Genomic DNA, 22,301 nt, shown 5'->3' with positions numbered 1-22,301 from the left:
TTTTGAGATCCGGAGACCAATCTGTCGGGATGTAGATGATATTTCACAAAATTTAAAAAACTTAATAATATTAAATATTTATTTAAAAAACTGATTCCCGTAAAAATTGTTTAATATTATCCGATATGGACAGCGTTCGGGTCCGGGTTCTGGGCTCCCTCTTAAATAAAATATAAATAAATTAATAGGTTATACGGCAAATGCCGTCGACTCGACCTCTGGCATGCCGTTTGTATTGGTATCTCCTTGAGGAAGGAGCTACACATGTCGGAAAATCCCAAATTCCAAGTCGAGTTTCGCAAGCCCGGTCTGAACCCCTTCATGACCCTGCTCTCCGCCCAGCCGAAGGCGGGCGCCCTGACTCCCCTGCAGGAGCTGCACGCCGAGCTGCGCGCCCTCGAGAAGCTCGCCGAGACCGGCGACGCGAAGGGCTGGCAGGAAAAGCTCCCCCAGGTCCAAGCCAAGATCGAAGCGGTCCACAAAGACGAGCTGCGCCGCCTCGAGCTCCAAGTTCAGGTGAAGCAGTACGAGCTGACGCTCTTCCTCCAGGCGAGCAAGAAGGCCCTGCAGCAGGCCCAAGCCGAGGAGAAGCGCGCCCAAGAGGCCCAGCTGGGCGACGACGATAAGGCTTCGCGCGAGCACTTCAGCCGGGCGGTGAAGCTCAAGCGCCTCGGCGAGCACTTTCAGGCCCAGCTTCAGCTTCAGGTGGCGGCGTAAATGAGGGCCTTGCCGGGAAATCTAAACCTCGTCCCCTGGACTTGGTTTCTCGATGCGGAGAAGGCGTCGGGTGCGCCTCAACCTGCGACGCGGGGGGGCTTCAGCTCCACCGCTTTCCACGAAAGCGGCCACCGCCGCTTGCCATCCGTCCAAGCTCGAAGCGCCCGCGGCGTCTACGCCCCGGGGACTTCGCGGCATACGACGAAGACGCCGCGATTGCGCGGCGCGGTCGGGGCCGCCAAGCCCAATACCGAGGGTCTCGCGCTGGAGCGGGCTTACCAAGCGGGCTCTCGCGACGGCACCCTCCTGGAAAAACTCTCCGCCCGCTACGCCGGTCAAAAGGACTTCGCCAAGGCCCTGGCGATAGGCCTGGAGCGCCGCGCCCAGGGTTTCGCCGATCCGCAGGCCAAGTTGGAATGGGACTTGAAAGTCGGCCTCTGGGCCGAGCAGGCCGGCGAACTGCACACGGCGCTTCGGATCTACCTCCGCGACCGCGACCCCAAGATGCCCGCCAACCAGCGCGTCTGTTTCGTGAAGCCCGGCTATGAAGAGGCCTTCGCCCGGATCCAATCCGGTCCCGAGCCCTGGATCGAGGCGGCCCGAGGAAAGATTGCCGCAGTCGACTTCCTGGAGGCCGAGGCCCTGCTGCGGGAGGCCGGCACGATGAACCTCTACGCCCTGCACCGCCGCAAGGACTTGCCCCAGCCGCATTACTATCGCTTCGTCCTGACCTATCAGGGCGGCTTGGGCAGCCTGGCGGACGAGAAGGCCTTCGACGGCACGGCGAACGTCGTGCGCCTTAAAGAAGGCGCCGACCGGGACCCGGCGATCGAGGCCCGAATCGAGGCCCTGCGCGCGGAGATCCGGGCGGCGAAGGAGGGCGTACCGGAGCGCTTTGCCCAAGAGGCCGAGACTTTGCGCGGCCGGGTCCGCACGGCGAAGCCGCGCGAGCTCCCCGCGCTCCTCCAGCGCCTGGCCCGCGCCGAGCAGGCCCTCAAGACCCTTCAAGAGTTGGATACGCTGCCCATTGCCCGTTTCAACGCGGCACCCTGGCGGCAACGCGCCCAGGTCAAGCTGGCTTCCGGTTTCTTCCACGAGGACCCGGCGGATTGGGAAGAGGGGATGAAGGTCGTCGGCCTGCTGAAGCGCTACGCCGAGCTGGAGAAGCGCAAACAGGCGGTCTTCGACACCTTCGTCGGTCTCTACCCCGAGGGCAGCTCCTTTGTCTTCGCCGCCGAGGTGGATCTCAAGGCCAAGGACCAAAACGAGTGGCAGCCCAGCGCGAAGGCGGTTCACGAGTCGCAGGTCCTCAAGACCTTGCGTCGTCTCGAGGGGAAGGGCTTTTGGTTTGGCTCCATCGATGGGCAAGATCCCGCTTTGGCCGCCTACGCGCGCGAGATGCTGGCGGACCTCCGCGCCACGGCGAAATTCGAGGAAGAGCGGGAGGTCTTGGGTCTCGAGGCCTATGCCGACTATTTCAACCTAAAAGTCACCGGCTTCACCGAGGACCGGGAGCCCGTCGAGGATCTCGCGGCTCTCGAGGCCTTCGTCGCCAAGCGCGAGCGCCTTTACGCCGGTCCCGAGGCCGCGCGCTTCTTCGAAAAAATCGTCGAGGACGAGCGGAAAGACCAGATGGAGAACAACGAGGGCTATCGCCTGCGCCGCGAGCTGGACGACTCCCTCGCGACGCTCAAGGATTTTCAATACAACGAGGCCCTGTTCCGCCGCCTCGACGAATTCGGTTGGGTCGAGGGGGACCCGGGGCAGGGGTGGTTCGAGGCTCTCCCCGAATCGCCGGGCCCGGTTCCGCTTAGCGCTAAGGCGGTCGAGGAGTTTCCCAAGTTTCTCCTCAGCCGCGGCGAGACCTATCGAAAATACCTCGAGGCCGAGGTGCAGCGCGCCCGAGAGCTCGACGCGAAAGAGGCCGCTGTCCGCGGCGAGGTCGGTCAGGCTTGGAAACGCGGGCTTGCCGATCTCTTGACCGTGGGCCTTCAGGCCTACGAGGCCTACCGTGAAGGGAGGTCCGTGGAGATCGAGATAAACCAAGTTTGGCGGCGCGTTCATACGCCGCGCGAAACCGAGGCCCAAGGACGACTGGAGGCCTTCCAGAAGGAGTTGGCGGAGCTTCGGTCGCGGCTGGCGAGTCTGGAAGGACAACAAGACGGAGACGCGATCCTCCGCGGTTTCCGAGAGCTCCACGCCGTCGCCGCGGGCTGGGAAGAGGCCCATACGCGGGGCCTGCTGGAAAGGGAATTGGCGCTGCTGAAGGCCCAGGGCGCCCCGGCCCCGCGCCTCGAGGCCGTGGCCGCCGAGCTGAAAAAGATCTCCGACGATCCCTGGTCGCAAGGGGTCAGCGATCGCGCGGCGTCCTTTCGCCGCGTCCAGGACCGCATCGACCACGAGGCGCTGCGCGCCGAGATTGACGGGCGCCTGAAGGCCTACGCGGCGATGGAGAACGAGGTCGAGCTGAGCGACGACATCTGGAACGGCATCGGCGACTTCTATACCTTCCTGCCCTCCTTGATCGATGAGGATTGGGACTGGAAGGACCGCATGAACCAGGCCCAGCCCTTCACCGTCATGAAGCGGAAGTATCGGGAGCTCCTCGATAAGGTCGATTCGGGCGATGCGGCCCAGGTCGAAGCGGCGCGCAAAAAATTCCTTCGCCTTAACAATGCCTCGCTGCACTCCGACCTGTCCGGCGTTTATCATTCCGCCTCCAGTTTCAACCAATACACCGTGGGGATCGGTATCGTCGTCACCTCCGGCCTGACCGCGGGCCTGGCCAGCGCCGGCGTCGCGGCCTTGGGCGGCGGGACGCTGGCGACCGGCTTCACCAACGCGGCCGTCTTCACGCTCTCGGCCCGGGTCTATCGCGGCGCGGCCTACGACGGGCTCTCGGGCGTCGGCCAAGCCTTCGTCGACATCGCCAAGGACCCAGGGGGGTTCACGGAGGAGACCCTGCTCAACTGGGCCATGTTCAAAGTGATTGGGGGAGCGAACCACCGCTTCCACGCGGCCTTCGCCTCGCGCGTGGAAAAGGTCGTCGCGAACCGGATGGTCGAGCGCGGCTTGATCGCGAAGGCCGGGGATTTGACCGAGGACCTGATGAAGGCCGACCCCGCCCTTCGGCAGGCGGCCTTGGAAGAGGCGACCAAGCTGGGCGAGAGCTTCTGGCCCGAGATCGCGAAGCGCGGCGGGGCCTTCGCGACGGAGGCGGCGACCTTCCAAGGCTGGGAGTTCATGATGGGCAATTACGCCAATCTCAAGCAGTCCCGCTTCGACCCGCTCGGCGCGGCCGAGCGGGCCTTCTCGCTGCACGCCTGGATTCACGGCATTACCTTCCTGGGCGGGCTCAAGGTCGGCAACACCCTCGCTACCGCGCTGCCTCTCTATCGCGGCGCCCTCGGCTTCTTGCAGCAGCAGGTCCAAAGGCGTCAGGAATCGGCGATCCTGGAGGCGCGGCTCGAGGGGCTTCGCGGCGAGATCTATGCAAAGTTCGGCGAGACCTTGGAGGCGCAGCGCTCCTTTGAGGACAGCTTCGCCGCGGACAACCATTTGGGTCTGAAACCCGTCGAAGAGGGCCTGGCGACCTATCCGGCCGGCCGCCGCGGGCGGATCCTCGAGGAGCTCGACGGCCTTCCCTGGGTCCAGGACGTCGTCCTGGCCCCCAACGGCCTGATCGAAGTGTCGCTAAAATACCCTTTCAACGGCGGCGGGCCTGTCATTAGAATGTATCCGGAAGGTAGGGAAGCGAATGGCCAACGGAATTGAGGGAAATCGCGGGCTTTACGGCACTTTTTCCCAGTGGCTGCAAGAGGCCAAGATCTCCGAGCGAGAATACGACCGCAACGGCGACGGCAAGGTCGAGGGCAAGGAGATCGTCGCCTACGTCCTGAGCCATTTCGACAAGTTCTCCCCCAAGATTCAAAAGCAGATCGAAGTTCTGCAAAAGACCTTCCGCGCCCTCGGCTTCGGCGACGAGGAGGCCAAGGCCATCCTGACCGGCGAACCCAAGGCCGGCGCCAAAAGTCTGGTGGAAAAGGGCCGGGAATTTGAAAAGCGCGCCGGGCAGGTCAAAGGCCGGGACAATGGTAATAAAAAGACCTACCGGGACCTGATCGGAAACGCCGAACGGGCTTACCGTATGGCGGTCGACCTGGATCCCGGCGACGTCCAAGCGCGAAAGCATTTGTCCGATCTGCTTTATCGGCAGGGAGATGCCAAGGCGGGACGCGAACATGCCGCGCAAGCCGTGCGAAATGCCCCGCTCAAGGAGATTCCCGATCTGATCCGCTGGCTGCAGACCTTGCCGGATGCGGGGATCAAAAAGAATCCGACGATATATTTTGTGGGCGCCGAATTGGTTCGCGGAGGCCGTCATGCCGACGCCCGCGAGCTTTTTGAAGGCGTGGCTCGAAACCTGGCAAAAGACGGCGAGGCGGCCAAGGCCCAAAAATACCGCGAGAAGGCGATGCTCGCCGACGAAATGGGCAAGCCTTGGCGCTTGGATTTCGACGCCAAGACGAATCCCGAGGTTCATGGAATCTACGAGGCCTTGCGGGCTCGGGGAATTCCGACCGAGCTGATGGCCGGGGCGCTTCCCACCGGGAAGAGCGGTGCGGAGCGGGTTCTGACCGCGGCGCAGGTCCTGGCCTTTTGGGATCAAAACGGCAAGGACCCTCGCGTCCAGGAATTGGGAATCGAGCTTCCGAAGCCGAAATTCAAGGATGCCGCCGGGCAAGCCGAATTCGAAAAACTCTCCGCTTCGCAAAAACTCTCCGCCTACCATCAGGGCCGCGCCGATGCGGCCCGTGACGACAAGACGAAGGCGAAACACCTCGCCGCCGCGGCGCATTACGATCCCAACTCGGCCGAAAAGAGCCGGAAGCTGGGCGAATTCCATGCCGGGAGGAAAAACTATGCCTCCGCCGTCGCAGCCTATGAAAACGCCCTGCGCATCGAGCCGGCGAATGCCGCGGACCGCCGGGCCTTGGCCGATCTTCATCTCGCCGAGGGGCGCTGGGACCTTGCCTACAAGGTTCTGCCCCGCGACAAGGCCGAAAAGCTGATGACCGAAAAATTGGAGGAGGCCCGGCAATGCTCCCGGAGCGGGGAGCATGAGAAGGCCAAGGCCATCGTCCAAACGGCCCGGGGCCTATTGGAAGAACCCTTTAAGAAAGTCGGGGATCTGCCGGCGGACGAGGCGGGCCGCACCCTTCGGCTTAAAGCGCGGCTGGACCTGGCCTCCGGCGAGATTCACAGCCGCGAAGCGGGCTTGGTTCCGGAGGGCGCCCCATCGGGCCCGGATCCGGGAGTTCCGGACTATCAAAAGGCCGTGGAGGCCGCGACCCACGCGATCCAAAAAAATCCCAAGGACATCGACGCCTATCTCCTCCGTGCCCAGGCCCAAGACAAGCTGGGCTTGGGGGCGTCGGCGATGGCCGACTACCAGGCAGTGGTGAATATCGCGGGGCGAGACGCCTTGCCGGCGGATTATCGGGATTTTGCGGCGCGTTATCGCAAACAGGTGCGTGCGGAGTATCAGACGGAGGTGGATAACTTCAAACGCTTCGCTTACGAGACCGGCGAGGCCGAGCAAAAGCTGGCCCAAGAGAGTCTGGCCAAACTTGAGGCATTGAGTCTCGTCTTAAAATCGTTCCCGGAGGCCTCGAAATCCGAACGCTTTGAGGACCAGAAGATGGTCCGGGAGTTCTATCAGCTCCGCGTCCAATACAATGAAGCGCAGGGGACCATGGTCTATGTCGGGGTGCTGCCCAAGGAACCCGAAAAACTCGACGACGCGACCTCCATGGCCTCGCTGGCAAAAGATGTATTTTTGGGCCCTACCGGTCTTGGCCAAGTGGTGAAGCCGGTGACGGATGTGTTCGAAAAGGCCAAAGCGGACGCCCAACAGGCGGAGGAGCATAGCGCCCACCTCAAGTCGATCGGATATGCCGGGAAAAAGGGCACCTACCAAGCCGAGTTGGACGCCCTGGACGCCGAGATGAAGGAGTTGCGCCAGGACCTGCTTGCCAACCTGGAGCCGAAGGACAAATGCGTCGACCCTAAGGCCCAGCTCTCTCAAATCCGCCTAGTGATCCAGATCGATTTGGAGTTGGGACTCCTGGACTACGACCATATCGTCCGCGACTTCGAGGCTTGGGAGCGGATCGTCGGTCAGAACGCCGATGTATTGGCGCGAAACCCTCAGCTCTTTTTAGAAAACTGGAACGCCACCTGGGAGCTCAACCTGAAAATACCCACGACCCAAGTCGCGGGAGGCGTCTTTGAGCCCCAAGAGGCCATCCTCAAAAAGATGAAGGGAATTATCCGGGATCCGGAATTCCAGAAAAACCTTCGAGCGAATTACGAGAAAACGGGAGGTCCCGCTTGGGACCAAAGCGCCTTCGATCAATTGCTCCGCCAGTACGATGAGGGCTTTGACGTCACTAAACTAAAATTGCTCACGCCTTATATCTCCGAGCAAGGCCTCAAGATATATTTTGAGAAAAATGAACAGGCCAAGGTCTTGGAGAAGCGATACGATGAATCCACACTTCATCCTGACCCGGCCGGGGATTTGGAGGCCGGGCTCCAGGCCCTCAAGCTTTATGCGGAGCTGGGCAATGAGCCCAAGGTCAGTCAACTGATCGAACAATTTAGAAACTATGCCCAGCAATCCATCCACGTTCGTGAAGTCAACGAGACGCTTGGAAACATCGAGCTCCTTAATTTAAACCAGCAGATGGCCCTAGCCCTGCGCGGCACGGGTCTCAGGCCGAAGCCCGGCGAAGAAACTTATGAAAATCAAGTTTTGAACGATGCGCGACGTTTAGCCCGCTCCCTGCAAGGGGATTGCTTTGTGGTCTCGACGGAGGAAGTCCAGGGCCTGGTTGCGGCGCGGGCATTTTTTGAATGGGACCGCGATTCGCTGAACGTGGCGGAGGTCGATAAAAAACTCAAGGAAGGGCGAGACTACCTCGAAGTGGCCATCGAATCCCGGGTGCCTTTGCTGGAAAGCTCTACGGAACGGGAAATGAAGTCCTACGGTCCGGAGTTCAGTCTCTACAAACCGGAGGAAAGGCAAGCCACCCTGCGTCAAAATGCGGCCTTGGTGGAGGCCGACCTTGCGCTGATGGCAACCCAGGATCTCTCGAAGCCCGAGGTGCGTAAAGAGGTGGGAAGAAGATTACTCAAGCACCTCGATCTTTGGCGGAGAAATCTGGAGGCGAATCCGGATCTACCCTTGGAATTTCGGGTCGAACAATACCGGCAAATGGCCGCCACGACGGCCCTGTTCAATAAAAATTTCACCACCGGCGACGACCCCATCATGCACAAGGTGGAGCCCGCGGTTTCGGACGAGGTTAAGAACACCAGGGAATGGCAACATGACCAGGCCGGCGCCCCGCCCAACCTCGAGACTCAGACCAAGGCTATCGCCGAGTTGGGCAAGGCCCTGATCGAGGAGCATTCCTACGCCTTCTATCATCAACTCCCCGAGAACATGCACTACATCGTGGCCACCAGCCAGAGCCACGGTCTTTCCACAAGGATCGAAGAAGGCATCGTCGGTTATTACATGAAGCGGGCCGAGGATGCGGCCCGCCTAGGGATCAAGGTTGAGGAGTCCCATTACAAGGGAATCACCCAACAGGAATGGCAGGAGATCGACAAGATCCGAACGATGTATCAGGGGAGCGCCGCAACTCAAGAGGCGATGATCCAGCAATATCTGATCGGGATCGGAAAGTTTGAACCCATCGATGTCGGCGTCAAGGCGACCCGGGCCAAGGTCCAAGCCGATTATCAGGTCCGCTTCGACGAAGCCCTGAAAAACGGGGACGTGGATTTCATCTCGGTGATGGGCGGGGCGTCGTTTCACGCCTTCGCCCAGGTCGACGTCCAGGCCCACCAGAAGCTGGCGGAGTCGCGAAACGCCGACCTTCCCTTGGATAAGCGCTTCGAGGCCGGGATGGAGGCCGCCGGCATGTTCGGCCAACTGGGTCTGGAAGCAAGGATGGACGAATCCTTGGCGCCCATTGTGGCGCATGTGGAGACCCAAGAACCCGCCCAGCGCGCCGGGGATTATCTCATTCTTTCGCAGATCTACGAAAACTCCGGGATGGACGCCTCGGCCAAGAAATACCTGCAAAAAATCGCCGACCTGGATCCGGGCGCCAAGACCGAGACCAAGGCGGATCAGGCGCTGCACGAGACCGCCGTCATGGCCCGGGCGAAGATCCAGATGATCGACGGCAATCTGGACGAGGCCAAAAAGCTGCTTTCGGAAATTCAGGGCAACACGGTTGCTAAACAGTTTCTCGCCGGCATCGACGGGATTCAATTTAAGCAGCGGGTCGGCTATCCGATGGAGTTTCTCTCGGGGCTCCTGATGGCGGAGGTCGACAAACGCTACGGCCCCAACCGGGACAGCGCGGAATACCTATTGTCGGGGAAAATGGAGGAGGCCAATAAATTTCGGGAGGAGGCGCAGGCCTTTCTCACCGAGGCGCAGCGCCTTTGTGAAAGCGGAGAATGCCGGACCCTCCAAGAGGCGATCGACAAACTCCGCGGAGATTCCCGGTATGTCTCCGTCTTCGTCTTATTGGAAAGCACGGGGCGGGGTCAGGATACCATGGCCTACATTAAGACCATGGCCAATCCGGCCTTAAGCGACGTGCAGATGGCGGGCGAGACCCTGAAGCTGGCGGAAAAACTGCTGAGCCGGGAGGACTTCGATTTCGCGATGAATATCGCCGCCGGTTTGATGGACGATCCCTTCGTCTCGAAACAGGCCAAGGAATTGGTGAAAAACCGCATCCCCGACGCCGCCAAATGGAAGGCCCAGAAGGACGCCATTTGGAAAGCCGTCAAGGACATCCTGATCGTTCCCGCCATCATCGAGGGGCGCTACGGCGACGCCTTCGTCAGCGCGATCACGACGATAGGCTCCTTCGGCGTCGGGCGCATTTTCAGTGCCGGCGCCAAAATCGGATGGGCCGCGATGACCGCCCGCGGGGTGGCTCGGGCGGGCTGGGCGGCGCGGATCGCGGGTTCCGCGGGTTTTCGTATGACCGGATTCGTCTTCGTGGCGATGGCGGACAACGCCGGTTTCGCCGTCGGCAGCATGCTGATGGAATCCGCGGTCACCGGGACCAATCGATTCAGCATGGATCGTTTTTGGCACGAAATGTTGGTGGGGATCGCGCCCTTTGCCCTGGTGCACGGTTCCGGAAAACTGATGTCCGTGATCGGGAAACGGGCCGAGCATATTCCTTGGTTTAAGGTCGCCGGCCAAGCCGAAGCCGCTCTGCTCAAGAGCCAAGGGAAATTCGTCGTCAACCGCGCCGGACAGGTCGGCCTTTGGACGGGTCACCGTCTGTTGAACGCCAGCGCTTTCACCCTGGGCGGTATCATCAATAAAAAAACAGGACTGCTCGAAGACGACAATGCGCCCTTGGGTCTGATGTTTTTGCAGAATCTCGCCATGGATCTGCAGATGTTGGCCGCCCACAAGGGCGTGAACGCTCTGACCGGCGGCCGTATGGATGCGATGGACCGCAAGGCGGATCAAAAGATGTATCTCGCCGCCAGCATGGCTAAATTGCATATCCCAGGCAAGCATCCCGCGGCCGAGGCCATGGTCGCCTTTCTCCCGCATTATGCCGACGCCTTGGCTCAAAAACGCGGCAAGCCGCTGAGCTCCAACGAGCTGGCCAAAGAAGTGGGGAATCTGAACGACGGCATCCTCGAGGTTTTGAAGATCGGCGGCATGACCAAGGGCGACGGCTTCGAAGCTGCCCGGATGCAATGGTTCCTCCATGCAGCCAAGGAAAATCTCAGCGGCAAAGACTTGAGGGAATTCGCCAAACAAATAGGGGAGGTCTCGGGCCTGGATCGCGTCGCCGCGGATCTTTTGCCCAAGGACGGCTTTTCCAAGAGCGACCGGGATGCCATGAACGGCCATCTGATGCTTTGGGCCATGAGCCGTTGGAAAGATCCCGCCTTGGCCCGGAAAAAAATGCAGGAGATGGTCGAGCTGTCCCCAAAGATCGCCGAGAAATTGAACGTGGCCATCGACGGGATCCTGGGGCCCGGCGGCAGCAAGACGGTCGCGGGTCAACGCCTGAGGGAGGCCTTTTTGGGTCGAGCCCTGGAGGCCGGGAAAGACCCCGCCCAAGTCCTGACGCTACTCGACGGCGCCGCGAATCAGGGACCGTTTCTCGGCAGCAGCATGGACACCCTGCTCGCGGCTAACCACATCACGGATCCCGCGGCCAAGCTGCATTTAGTGGAATGGATGATGGAGAAGGGCTTCGATCTCGCCAGTTTTAATTATCTGCTCAAGGAAGTTGGCAACGGCGAAGTTATCCTTAAATTCGAAGATGGAAAGCTTTTCACCGAGCGAGTTCCGCCGGACAGCCAAGCGGCGCAAAGACAGACGGTCAAGGGCGCCTTGACCGAACGCGGGCTTCGGGTTCGGGGCCGAGACGCCGTAAAGCTCGCCCGAGACCTGAAGCTGGGCAGGCACCTTCGTTCGAAGCAAGACCGGACCGACTACGCCGAGATGATCCTCCGCGCCGCGATGGAAGGCAAGGTCCCGCTCGACAAGGCCAAGGAACTCTTTCTGGCGGTTCAGCCCACGCTGAAGAGGCACATCCCTGCCACCGATCTCCCCGCGGTGGAGGCGGCCGTCTTCCACGAAATTCTTGCCGGCAATATTTCGACCGACCAGGCCTGGGCCTTGGCCACGCGGTTGGCCAATGGCGACATAGCCCTGGATGTCCAAGGAATCGGACGAATGAGTGTTCGATATGTGCCGGTCCCCGAAACGGCCAAGCCGGACGTCGCCGTTCCGGGCGACTCACCGACCCTCACCCGGCCCCGCGACCAGGATGCCTCTCCGCCCACCGGCGGAGGCGACGGCACCCAGGTCAGCAGCGGTCGAGGCCGGCGCAAACCGGCCGCCGACGACGGACAGGACCAAGCCGCCGCCTATGCCGGAGACACGCGCGTGGACGACAAGGCCGCGTCGCGGGCCGCCGAAGAACCTCTCGCCTGGAAGCCGACCGGCGACGGCGGTCAGGAGGCCAAGCTGGGCGGGGGCGTCCTCAAGACGGACAAGCAAGGCAGCCTGACCTTGGAGTTTCCCGACGCCAAGGATCCCGTCTCGCTTAAGCACAACGGTCGCGAGCTTCGGCTGGAGTCGGACGACATCCTGCAGATTCGGGCGGGAGACACCCTCGAGATCGACGGCGCCCGCTACGTGCGCAGCGGCAACGAGCTGAGGCCCTTCACTCAGCCGACGCCCGGCAAGGTCCTCGCCGACGGCGGCAACGGGAAAATTTTCGACAACGGCGACGGCAGCGTGACCAAGCAGGGGAAGACGCGCAAGGTGATGACCGCGGACGGGATCGTCCGCGAGATCGACCCGGCGACGGCCTTCGACAACGAGCAGCGCGCCTTGGCTTTCGTTCAGGACATGGCCGCTCGCGAGCCCGCCTTGACGGATTTCGCGCCGGCCTTGATCGGACGCACGGGCGCGGGCGAGCTGGTGATCGGCAAGGTCCCCGGCAAGACCCTGGAGAACTTGAGCGTCGCCGAGCGCAAGGCGATCCCCGAGCAGGCCTGGAAGGATTTCGAAACGGCCCTGCGGCGCCTCGGCGAGGCCGGGCTCTATCACGGCGACATGAACCCGCAGAACGTCCTCTGGGACGGAAAGAAGCTGCGGCTGATCGACTTCGGAAACGCTCAATTCAAGGTCGCGGACAACAACGACATGAAGCGCTTTCAGGATATGAAGGCGGACGCCCGGTCGGACCGCGCCGATTTTCCGATCCGCTCCTACACGGTTTCGAAAGGCGCCGAAGCCATTCCGGATGTCCCCTTCGAACCCGCGAAGGCGGTGGGTAAAGGCGGGGATGCCGTAAATCCGCTTCATTCCGAAGTTGATTACCTGGTCAATACCGACACGCCTTTTACGGAGATGGCCAAACGATATCAGGAGCGCCTTAAAGGTCTGACGAAGGATTCGCCCGAATACCTAAAAGCCTTGGCCGAATATAAAGGCGAGCGGGACCGCATCGCTACCGCCTTGGTCCAAGAACACAGTCCGGCTCTGGATAAGGCGGAAGGCAGTTTCTTGAAATACCTGCAAGACCTCACGGGATCTCAGAAAGTTTGGGATAAAATTCATGGGAAATATGAATTCCTGAATCGCCCCGAGGGCATGGAAATTCTTCCGCCGCACGGGCGCCTGAAAGATCCCGCCGACGTCGTATCCAAATTGATGCGCCGTGGCTGGAAATCCATGGAGCCGTTCACGGACCTTGCGGCAACGCGCGTCGTGGTGGATTCCTACACCGACGTCCATTCCGTCATTGCCGCGATCACCGATAAATACCCGATTCGTTTGGTGCGGGATGCCAATGGGCAAATCCTTAAAGACGGGAAGGGAGAACCCATCCGCGATTGGAATCGGATTACGCGCTTGGTCGCCGGGGATAAGCAATGGGGCTACCGGGCCATTCACCTTGCCGTTGAATACACGCTGCCCAACGGCAAGAAAGTTCCTGTGGAAGTGCAAATCATGACCCGGGGCAATTACGAATGGGGCGAGATTCAGCATGATTTATCTTATAAAAACGCCTCACTTCCCAAGGAAGTCAAAGACGCGGCTAACGATCATTTCGTTGAAGTGGCGAATTATTTGGCCTACCTCGATCAGGGAGTGAGTCATCCCGAGCGGCCACAAGCTCCGGACATGAAGCTAATTCCGAATTACGAAACTCTTTCCGCAGACAGTCAGAAGGAAATTCAAAAATCCTTCGATGCTATGGCGGAACTCATGGATCGGCATGAGAGGGTCGCCGCACAAAAGGATGGCATTGCCGTTGATGAAAAGTCCCCAGCCGTGCGGCCCGATGGCGGAGGCAAGGTGATTCCGCTGCGTCCTGTCGCCGGGGACGGCACCAAGGTGGAGGGCAAGGGAAGGAAGGGGCAAAAGCCGCCCCCCGCTGAGACCGGAGACGGCTATTTCGAGGCGGCCGCTTTCTCGGGGGATCCCCGCGGCCCCGTCGATTCGGGGCCCGGGAGGCCGATGGGCTCGAAGGGGGACGACAAAGGGGGCAAGGGATCTTCGGACGAACCGCCGGTGGGCCTCCTGCTGTCGGCCGACGGACTGGACGGCTTCAGCATCCGAGCGGACCAGAAGAAGACCCAGCGTTGGAGCAGCCGGGACGGCAAGATCCCTGGAGAGCCTTGGACCCTCGAGGTGCAAGTCCAGGGGGATGGCAGCTTTCTCCTGGTTCCCGTTGAGGGTTCGGTCAAGTACCACGACGGCGCCAGCTGGGTCGAGGTCCCCAAGGGGGGGCTGAGGCTCACGGGCGACCGGCGCTTGCAGTTGGGAGAGATCGATTTTCAATGGCGGAAGCCGGGACCGGAAACGGGCAAGAGTATGGTGACGGGCAGCCGGCTGGCGGGAGAGTTTCAGGTCGGCGAGATCTTCGACTACTACCACGGGGCCGACACGCAGGCGACGCTAAATCATTTCACGAAGCGCGAGGATGCCTGGGGCACCGAGGCCAAGGCCTTCGAGAAAGATCTTGGGCGGTTAAAGGGCCTCTATCAGGAATACTACTCGCTGGTCGAGGCCTACCGCAAGGAACCCACGATCGACGGTCGCAAGGAGCTGAACCGCAAGTGGGAGGCGATTGAAGAGCTCTCCAAGAAGCTCCATACCTCGCGCTACCATCGTATGGAGGGCCAGCACGCTTGGATGGTTCGCGTGCGCGAAACCGAGCTCTTTCCCTTGGAGACCTTCCTCGGCATGGCCGAGTTTCAGGCGCTGAACGAGGCCAGGGACCGTCCCGATGGCAAGGCGGTTTTCACCTATGAAGTTGTCTTCGCGAAGCCCGAGGAATTGCCGGGCTTCGAAGGGGCCTGGGGCCAAGTTCCCTTCGACAAGTTCGTCCGCATCGAGGCGACGGTCAGGGACTGGAAAACCGCTCAAAAGCTGGTCGGAGAAATGAAGCAAAACGGCGACCTCCACGTCGTCGAGGATTTCTCCTTGAGCCCCGACGGCAAGAGCGGCCGTGCCGTGGTCGAGATCTGGGGCGAGAAGCCGCGCCGCGTAGAGATTCGCTTCGGGCTTCGCGGGTCCGCGGCGGCCAAGCCGTCGGCCAGGCTCAAGTTTTCGGGATTGGATATCTCCGGCTTGAAGCCCGGGGATTTGGTGATCCAAGACGGGGACGCCGCGCGCTCCATCGATTTCCACAAAAAGTACAGCCACCACGTCCGTCTGCCCCAAGGGGACTTGCTGGTGAAATGGGACCCCACCCAAGGGACTTACACCGCGATCTGGTTCGGCAAAGAGCCCTTGAAGATCCAAGACGCCTCCGGCGAGGTCCGGACGCTGGAGCCTTCGCGCCACGGCCGTCCGGCCACGACGCAGCCGTTGCGCGGCGATGAGAGGCTGGCAGTTGGGGATCGAAAGATCCGGCTGCTGACCCCGAAGGCCGCCGCGGACGAGGCGGTGCTCCGCGCTCAAATCCGTGAGAAGCGCCGGAAGCTAGAGGTCATGCGTGCTTCGGTCGAGAGGATGAAGACCAACCGGGAAGACCCCGCCAAGATCGCCGAAAGTGAGAAGAGCTTGGCCGAGGCGGAGGCGGACTTCGCCAAGAGCCTGCGAAGACAGCGGCATACGGCCGAGGGGATTCCTTACGCCGAGGCGACCCACGCCCAGATCGGAACCGCCAATCTTCCCGAGGGTCCGGGAGTCGCCGCCTTCAAGTCGATCCAGGACATCGAGGCGAAGGCCGACAAGATCGCCCAGGCCGCGCCCGACGCCGAGCGCATCGCCCGCTACGTCGAGCACCTGGTGGACAAGAAAGGCCTAAGTCGTCCCGACGCCGAGGTCCAGGCCCAGCGCTGGGCCGAGCAGGTGATCGTCGATGCCCGCGCCCATCAGGCCGGTCGCACGCACATCTACGATACCAGCCTGCCGCTCAAACCCGAGACCGCCCACCTGGACAAGGCCACGGTCGACCATCACGGCCGTTTCGCCAATCCGCTCAATTCTACCGAGCAGCTGCTCGGCAAGATGGAGGCGACGCTCGAGACGGTGAAGGGCAACGCCGAGGCCCTCGACGCCGCCGCGAAGGATGCGGCCGCGATGGCGGCGGCCCGCCGCGGTTTCGCGGAGGCCGGCGTCCGCAAGCCCAAGGAGGCCCAGGTCGTCGAGGTCGCGGCGGCGATCCGCGAGCTCAATCTCAAGGAAGCGACCACCGACAACCTGGCCGACGGCGGCTGGTCGGTGTGGGTCGCCCGCAACCAGGCCCGCATCCTCGCCGATCCGGCCCTGCGCAAGACCATCGCCGAGGCGACGCGCTTCGAGGACTTCAGCGCCTTCGGTACCGTCTACATCGAAGAGGCGAAGACGAAGAAAATCGCCGAGCTCATCGCGGCCGGGATGCCCGAGCCCAAGGCCAAGGCCCTGGCCGACGAGATGGCCTGCAGCGGCGAGATCTTTCCGGAGGGGATCCGCTGGCAGGCGGCCCTATTCCAAAAGTACGGCGAGATCCTCAAGAGAAACGGCATCGTCGGCATCGACCGCTTCGCGCCGGATAAGGCTGAAAAGGTGATGGGCGAAGCCTTGGCGGCCATCGACCAGATCGTCTACGACCCGGCCGCGCGGGACGCCGCCACCGCGGAATTTTTCGGAAAGGTGGAGGAGGCATCCAAGGCGGCATCCGAAAAGGCCCTGATCTCCGACGCCTCCGTGCATCGGGGAGAGGTCAACCTCAGTTTCTTCAACCTGGACGCCTTGGCCGATTACAGCGTCTTCCAACAATGGTTGGCGCTGCCGCGGGTAACTCCCTCCGGAACTCCGGACACGATTCAGGTTTCCGTCAGATCCAAGGATCCCTTGGAGGTTTCAGTGGAAGGACAGACGATCAAGGCCGATCGCAAGCTGCAGATCGTCGCCATCCCCGACGGGCGGGAGCTGCCGTCTCAAAAAGGCTTACTTTCCGCCGTGCAGGCGATGAACCGGGCCGAGGTCGCCAAGGCCGAGGCATTGGGCTTGACGCCGAAGGCCGGCGAGCCCCTCAAGCCGGGTCAGCTGCCTCGCGACCATTTCGAAAAGCTTTGGTTCGGCAAGGACAACGTGATCCTGCCCAATCCGATGAAGGGCGGCAGCCTGTTGAGCCCGAAAGAGGTCTCGGCGATCTTGACCGACGGCGTCCCCGGCGCCAAGCCCCTCGGCCTCTTTGAGTCGACGGATTTATCCAAACAAATCGATAAATTACCTCCTAAATCGAAACATTTGGTTGAGCTGATGTCGGCGCCTTACGACGTCGACGGCATCCTGGTTCAGCCCGACGTGAAGCCGATCGTCGATTTGATTCGGGAGCTCGGGCCCGACAAGATCGAGGCCGTCCTCGAGCGGGGCGAGACCTCGTCGGAGAATCTCTCGCGCCTGCTCGACCGTGCTACCAACCCAAACTTTCCAGGCCACGCCGCGGCGGTCCGCGCCTACCTCAAACAGGCGAGCGCCGAGGAGATCCTCTTCCTGACCGATACCAAGGCGATGTTCGTCGACCGACTGGCCAACCTCAAGCTCGAGGCGGGCGGCAAGTCGGTTTCGGTCTGGGAGCTTCTCACGACGGAGAATCCCTATCCCTACCTCGAGGCCGTCCAGGAGATCGGCTATCCAGGCCTACGCGACCACGTCCTGGCCGCGATGGCGCTGCGCGAATTTTACCATCCCACGCATACCGAGGCTGGCGCCGAGTTCCTCGCCATGTTCGGCATCGATCCGGCGACCCACGATCATTTTCCCTGGACGCCGAAGGACAACCTGGAGCGGGCCGAGCTCTACGTGACAGTCGCCAAGGAAAAGAAGAACCTCCTGTCGGCCTACCAGAAGGCCTTCCCCAATGCGGCGAAGGTCGACATCGAGGCCTTTGTCAACGACCTCTGGAAGACCCTGCGCACCCAAGACGTCAAGGACACTCATTTGCCCTATACGCCGCACGGCTGGAATCACTCGCTGACGGTGATGAACGACTCGGCGATGATTTTCGAGTCGGCCGGCCCGGTGCGCGAGGCCATCGTCGCCAAGCTTAAGCCGAAATACGGCGACCGCGCCGAGGTGGTGGCCCGCGAGCTGGTCAAGTTCATCGGCATCTTCCACGACACCGGCTACGGTTGCCTGCATAAGGACGACAGCAAAGGGAAGCACGCCGAATACAGCGGAAACCTGTTTCGGCAGGAATTCGCCGGCCACATGGAGAAGGTCTTCGGCATCAAGTCCGACGATCCGCTCTTCAATGAGATCTTCCTCGCCATCGACCGCCACGGCGCCGACAAGCCGGGCAAGGCCGAATACCTGCGCGCCAGCGAGAAGGAAAACCCCTTCCTCTTTGTCATCCGCATGGCCGACAACCTCGACCTGACCAACCGCCGGATGCGGCAAATCCAGCTCAATCGGCCCCTGATGGTCGCCTTGAAGGAGATGTATCTACGGGGGCAAGAGGCGGATTTCCAGGCGATGGACGAGGCGGGACGAAAGCGGGAGGTCGAGAAGATCCAGGCCAAGCACGCGAAGGCCTTCGACCAGGCCGTGAAGGAAGGCCGGATGAGCCGGGCCGAGGCCGACCGAAACAAGAAGCTATTGGGGCAGCTCAACGAATCGACCTACCCCCATTTCGCGGGGACCGAGCAGGTCACCGGCTACCGCCTGATTCAGGACCCGGCCAGCGGCCAGCTCACCGTCGAGATCGAATTGGCCGGTTATGCCCGCGGCCAGGCCATCGCTGAGTCGGGACTGCTGGTCGACCATCCCTTGTACCAAGTGCTTCGTACCTATATCGCCGCGCAGTCGATGACCTACGGCGTCGGCCCGGACGGTCGGGGTCTTCCCATCAAGTTCACCTACCGCGAGACCTTCCGGGCGACGACCCCCGACGGTCACGACCTCCCGATCCAGCCCGACAACGTCCGCGTATTCCGGCCCAAGGAAAAGCCGGGCGACGAACCTCCTCCGGCGCCAAGGGGCGGCGATGACGGCGTTCTGGCCGCGGCGGTCGGCGGGCGCGCGCCGGTCGGCGGCCTGACCGCGAGGGCGGAGGGCAGCAGCGGAGCCCAATCCGTCTCCGGCGTCTTGGACACCGGGGATCGCTCGCTTCCCGGAGCCGTCCTGATCCCGCATCAGGAAGGGGTCTTCGGCTATCCTTTTACCGGCTACCGGAAACTCAGCGTGGTTTCCGTCGACGAAACCTCCGGGCAGCTGGTTCTCGCCTCGGCCTCCGGCGAGACGCTGCGCTTCCAGTACGATCCCGCCTCGCTGCCGGAATTCGTGAGGCATCTGGATACAGGATCTCACGTCGACGTCCTGCACGGCGGCGGGGGGAGCGCTTTTCCGCCGGGTTTCAAGGGCAAAGGGGTCTCTCGACCGCTGTCGGAGGATTCCCAAGCGGCTCTCCCGGACCCCGCCGGTTGGACCGCCTTCTCGGAAGGCCTGGCTCGAAACGAGATTCCGCTCCCCCTTCTCGCGCCCCAGGTCGAAGAGATCAATCTCTTCGTCGGAGCGCAGGACAAGATCCATCCCCAGGCCGGCCTCGGTGTGGTGGTGGACGATGGCGCCAATCGAGTCCAGACGTCTTTTTGGGGAAAATTGCGCCGCGAGGGGGACCGTTGGCTTTATTACCCAGCCGAACTCCCCGAGGCCCACGAGGTTCGGGATGCCTTCTTCAGCCCCAAGGCGCCGCGTCCCGACGGTTGGATCGAGATGGGGGAGGGCGACCGCTTCTCGGTGGGATTCGCCGACTTTCAAATTCGGGACGGCGTCCCGGTATTGACGGAGGAAGTTGTCGGCCTCAGTGCGAGACTGGGGTTGCACCTGCCCACAGACATCGATGCGGCCGCCCGCGGCGCCGCGGTGGATTTCGTCGAACCGCTCTTTACCCACGGCGACCAGGATCCGCAGATGAAGATCGTCGCGGGCAACGTCGATTTCGCGTGGCGCGTCCCGGTGGCCCATTTTCCCGCCGACGCGAATCGCGGCGCCATCGCGATCGCCACGACCCAGGGCAAGGGCTACTCCCGTCCCAACGAGGACGCGGTGATGACCGTGCGCGGCCCCGCCGGCGAGACCGTCTTGCTCGACGTCGACGGCATGGGCGGACACGGCAACGGCGACGCGGCGGCGCTTTTGGTCACCGAGGCCTTTGCGACCGAGATCCCGCGTAGCGGGGATTCGGATCGGGCCTGGCAATTGGCCAACGCGGCGGTGCGGCGCTTCAACGGGGCGATGGAGGAGGGCTTGGGCCGCGAGGGCGCCATGGCCGCGGCGCGGCAGCTGATCGCCGACCCGGCCACGCAGCTCGACGGCAAAATGGGGTCGGGATCGGGCGCCGTCGCCGTGCAGCTCAGGATCGAGCCGCCCAAGCAGGCCGGCGATCCCCACGTCGCGAAATTTTCTTGGATCGGAGACGCCCGCGGCGCGATCTTGCGCCGGGACGCCCAGGGCGCTTGGCAATGGGTCTACCGCACCGTCGACGAGGGTCTCCCCAACCAACCCGGGAAGGTGGAGCCTGGACGGGATTACGATTGGGGAGGCGGACGGCGCACCCTGGCGATGTCGACGCATCCCCAAGCCAATGTAGTCACCAACTCGCTGGGCGGCGAGTCCTCTGCTCGGCCCAAGGGAACCCAGGACGGGGAGGTCCCCAATCCCGCCGATCCCACCGGCACCAGCCCGGCGGGCGAGATCTTCTCGCGGGGGATCGCCCTGCGCGACGGCGACATGGCGCTGCTGGGCTCGGACGGGTTTTGGGAAAACTTCGGATCGACCAAGGTCGTCCTCGAATTGATCCGGGGCGCGCGGAACTCGGAGGAGGCCGTTCAAATCCTCACCGCGGAGACCCATTACCGGATGGAAGTCCTGTCCCAGGCGCGTGCTGGAGCGCTCCCCGAGGCGATCCCCGGCTTGTATCGCTTCGACCGCCCGGAGGGAATTCTTTATACGGACGCCCAAGGGCAGGTGCGGCACGCGACCACGATGTACATCGACGTCGGAGGCCGGGTCTACGATTCGCCCGACGCGGCGCTGCCGGTGGATCATTACAAGACCGACAATTTCAGCCTGATCGGCTACAGCCACGATCCGCTTCGCCCGTCGGACGGCCCGGCAGGTCGCGGCGGCATCGATCCGCGGGATGCCGGCGGGGTGGGTAGCGGCGGCCGGCCGTCGCACCTCGCGCCGCCCGCGATGCCGCCGGCGCCCAGTCGCGAGCTCGTCGATTTTTCCAAGAGGATGGACGATCGCCGTTCGGCGATGTTGCGGAAGCTCTCCGACGCCGGCGAGGTGCAGGGCTCCGCGAAGCGATTCTCGACCGTCGAAATCCAGGAGCTCGCTTGGCTGGTGACGGAGCGGGGCATGGACCCGCAGAAGTTGCCGCGCCAGGTCCGCGAGGCGATCGAGGAATATATGGTGGCCTTCGTCGCCGAATACGGCCGCCTCTATCCCGAGGAATTGGAGCGCAAGACCAATCCCTTCACCGGCGAGGCCCTCCAGAGGCCCAACCCCAAGCGGTCGGGCGCCTTGATCCCGGTCTACGACGCTCAGTACCGCTACCTGCGCTCGCTCGTGAATCGGGACCTAGGAAAACCCTTGTTCGGCGAGCCCAGCCCGCGGGAGCGGGAGGCGCTGGTGAATTTCGTGGCTCGAGGGATGGGACTAAAGGTCGTCGATTTCGCCGAGGCTCAGAAAGTTCTCCGCGAGGAAATCCTGGCGCGGACCCCGCGCGCCGAGCAGGCCCTGCGCGCGGCGGACCCCAACTTGAAGTATTACGCCCTGCTGAGCCTGCGGGGAGATCAGACCTACCTGCCCTTGGCGGACGGCGCTCAGGGGCTGAATCTGGTGCGTTTTCTCGGAAAGATCGGCTTCGACCAAGAGGTCGGGGTCACCGTCGTGAGGAACGGCGACGCGCCGGAATACCGGTTTCTGATCGGCGGATGGGACCACGTGCTGCTGCAGAAACCCGGCGAGAGATTTTTGATCCACAGCCACACCAAGTATTTCCTGAATCCGAAATCCCAGGTGATGAACAAGGGCGAGGTCACGATGGCCTCGGAGGCGGGAAAGGAGCACCGCATGTCGGCCGCCGTGCTATTTTCCACGACCGACTTGGCGGGCATGGCGGGCGAGGCTTTGCAGGCCGCGCGGGAAGGCAGGGCGGTGCCGCTGCTTTACGACCCGGCCACGCGGGTATTTCGTAATTACGTGCAGCATCCCTACGGCATGTCCGCGGCGGAGGTCCATGTCGACGCCTCCGGCAAGGTGGACGGCGTCGTCATCCGCTATGCCTTCGACGACAAGGCCGGCCTGAATCACGATCGTCTGCCCGGCCACAAGCAAGAGCTGACCGACTTTTTAAAAAAATACCTGCCCGACGCCAAGGTGCAAATCCAGGAAGTGTCGATGAGCGAGCTGGAGCGCGGTCTGCCTTCGCCTTGAAAAAATATCGTCCGTACGAATGGTGGGCCTCGGGTCCGGCGCCCTTTTTCCCGCGGCG

At 62.4% G+C, this 22,301-nt stretch carries 3 protein-coding genes; all 3 read left to right on the top strand.

All coding sequences use genetic code 11. The annotated features are described in order from the left end of the window. The first annotated feature begins 264 nt into the window (after positions 1-264). The 3 genes from FBR05_03940 to FBR05_03930 are packed head-to-tail and all read left to right on the top strand — an operon-like array spanning position 265 to position 22,243. Complete coding sequence (locus FBR05_03940) at positions 265-717, top strand: hypothetical protein (protein ID MDL1871337.1); 453 nt, start codon at positions 265-267, stop codon at positions 715-717. 9 nt (positions 718-726) lie between these two features. Further along, positions 727-4,491: a hypothetical protein gene (locus FBR05_03935; protein ID MDL1871336.1), complete on the top strand. Its 3,765-nt coding sequence runs from the start codon at positions 727-729 to the stop codon at positions 4,489-4,491. Next, positions 4,475-22,243 carry a hypothetical protein gene (locus tag FBR05_03930; GenBank protein ID MDL1871335.1) on the top strand — a complete coding sequence of 5,923 codons (17,769 nt, stop codon included), beginning with the start codon at positions 4,475-4,477 and terminating at the stop codon, positions 22,241-22,243. Before FBR05_03935 ends, FBR05_03930 begins: the two co-directional genes overlap by 17 nt. Positions 22,244-22,301: the final 58 nt, after the last annotated feature.

The organism is Deltaproteobacteria bacterium PRO3 (genome assembly GCA_030263375.1).
GTDB lineage: Bacteria > UBA10199 > UBA10199 > DSSB01 > DSSB01 > DSSB01.
This window is presented reverse-complemented; position numbering and strand designations above follow the sequence as displayed.

Coding starts and splice junctions, on each gene's coding strand:
- FBR05_03940 (MDL1871337.1), top strand. CDS start 265: ATGTCGGAAAATCCCAAATTCCAAGTCGAGTTTCGCAAGCCCGGTCTG.
- FBR05_03930 (MDL1871335.1), top strand. CDS start 4,475: ATGGCCAACGGAATTGAGGGAAATCGCGGGCTTTACGGCACTTTTTCC.